This window comes from Burkholderia sp. FL-7-2-10-S1-D7 (assembly GCF_001524185.1).
Taxonomy (GTDB): Bacteria; Pseudomonadota; Gammaproteobacteria; order Burkholderiales; family Burkholderiaceae; genus Burkholderia; species Burkholderia diffusa.
On sequence record NZ_LOWY01000091.1, the window covers coordinates 1 to 2189 of the forward strand.

At 64.2% G+C, this 2189-nt stretch carries 3 protein-coding genes; all 3 read right to left on the bottom strand.

Going from position 1 to position 2189, the window contains the following annotated elements:
• Positions 1 to 404 (bottom strand): ABC transporter ATP-binding protein (locus WS75_RS27435; protein ID WP_156429903.1); only part of this gene is annotated, 404 nt, incomplete at its 3' end.
• Positions 405 to 592: 188 nt separating this feature from the next.
• Positions 593 to 1708: a polyamine ABC transporter substrate-binding protein gene (locus tag WS75_RS27440; RefSeq protein WP_059685255.1), complete on the bottom strand. Its 1116-nt coding sequence runs from the start codon at positions 1706 to 1708 to the stop codon at positions 593 to 595.
• 61 nt (positions 1709 to 1769) lie between these two features.
• Positions 1770 to 2189, bottom strand: a 420-nt coding sequence (locus WS75_RS27445) for an aminotransferase class III-fold pyridoxal phosphate-dependent enzyme (protein WP_156429904.1), incomplete at its 5' end; no start/stop codon positions are given.

The window sequence follows — 2189 nt, forward strand, 5'->3', positions numbered from 1 at the left end:
TCCTTGATTTCGTTCTTCGGCGTGCCTTCCTGCTTGAGGCCGAACGCGACGTTCGCCTCGACCGACATGTGCGGAAAGAGCGCGTACGACTGGAACATCATGTTCACCGGCCGGCGATACGGCGGCAGCGACGCGAGGTCCTCGCCGTCGACGAAGATCTTGCCGGAGGTGGCCGTTTCCAGTCCGGCGAGCATGCGCAGCAGCGTCGACTTGCCGCAGCCCGAGCTGCCGAGCAGTGCGAACAATTCGTTTTTCGCGATCGTCAGGTTCACGTTGTCGACAGCCGTGCTGTCGCCGAATTTCTTCACGACGTTTTCGATGCGCACGAACGCGTCGTTCTTCGAGCGGGCCTGGGCGGCCGGTTGGGTCTGGCGTGCAGCAGCGGAAGAGGGTATCGATTGCATGGGAGTCACCATTCATTCTTCACGGATTGCAGGCGTGAGCGTCCCCGCGCGAGATGCGCAACGCGACTCGCGGACAACGGCTCGTGCCGGATGGAACAGGGCGCGCGGCGCGCGCAGGCGGACGACGGTCCGCGTATCTCAGGCGCGCAGGCGTGGAGCGATGCCTGCGCCGCCGTGATGCATGGCGATCAGTGGCCGGTTTTCAGTTGCGCCCACAGACGGTTCTCGAGGCGCAGGATGTCGGCCGGCATCGGCTTCATCAGCACCATCTTCTTCAGCACGTCTTCGGGCGGATAGACGGTCGGATCCTGCGCGACGGACGGCGTCACGAACTGATGCGCGGCCTTGTTCGCGGTCGGGTAGAACACCGTGTTGGTGATCGCCGCGTTGACCTTTGCATCGGACACGTAGTTGATCCACTTCAGCGCGGCCTCGGGGTGCGGTGCGTCCTTCGGAATCACCATCACGTCGAACCACAGCAGGCCGCCTTCCTTCGGATTCGAGAACTTGATGTCGTACGAGCGCTTCGCCTCCGCCGAGCGGCGGTGCGCGATGCCGACGTCGCCCGACCAGCCGAGCGCGACGCACACGTCGTTGTTCGCGAGGTCGTTGATGTAGCCGGACGAGTTGAACTGGGTGATGTACGGGCGGACTTTCTTCAGGACTTCGAAGGCAGCCTGATAGTCGCCGGGGTTCTTGCTGTTCGGATCCTTGCCCATGTACTGCAGCGTGGCGGCGAACACGTCGACGGCCTGGTCGAGGAACGACACGCCGCAGCTTTTCAGCTTTTCCATGTTGGCCGGGTCGAACACCAGCGCCCAGCTGTCGACCGGTGCCTTGTCGCCGAGCGCCTTCTTCACTGCCTGCGCGTTGTAGCCGATGCCGTCGGTGCCATACGCCCACGGCACGCCGTACTGGTTGCCCGGATCGGCATCCGAGATCATCTTCATCAGCAGCGGATCGAGATTCGCGAGGTTCGGGATCTTCGACTTGTCGAGCTTCTGATACACGCCGGCCTGGATCTGCTTGGCCATGTAGTTCGAGGTCGGCACGACGATGTCGTAGCCCGAGCTGCCCGCCAGCAGTTTCGCCTGCAGCGTGTCGTCGCTGTCGTAGTTGTCGTACTTGACGTGAATGCCCGTCTGTTTCTGGAAGTTCGGAATCGTGTCGGGTGCGATGTAGTCGGACCAGTTGTAGACGTTCAGCTCGTCGGCACGCGCCGACGGGCTGGCGACCGACGTGAACGCGGCCGCGGCGGCAAGGGCCGCGACGGAACAGGCTTGGCGAAGAAAGCAGGCACGCATGGTGGAATTCCCCTGGTTATGGCGGCGTGCGGCACCCGCCGCACGCCTGTAGGCAAAGTCGTTACGAAAGGCCCAGTTGCTGGGCGGTCGCATCGACGGCCTTCTTCGCCTTCGATACGAGCTCATCGATTTCCTGACGCGAGATCACGAGCGGCGGCGACAGCAGCATCCGGTCGCCGGTCGCCCGCATGATCAGGTTGCCGTTGAAGCAGAAGTCCCGGCAGATCGTGCCGACGTCGCCGCCGTTCGCGAAGCGGCGGCGTTCGGCCGGCGACTCGGCGAGCTGCAGGCTCGCGACCATCCCGTGGCCGTGCACTTCGCCGACGATCGGGTGACGCGCGAAGGTCTCGCGCATCAGCGCCTGGAAGTACGGGCCCGTGTCGTGCTTCACGCGCTCGACGATTCCTTCGTCGCGCAGCAGCTTCAGGTTCGCGACCGCCACCGCCGCCGCGACCGGATGGCCCGAGTACGTGAGGCCGTG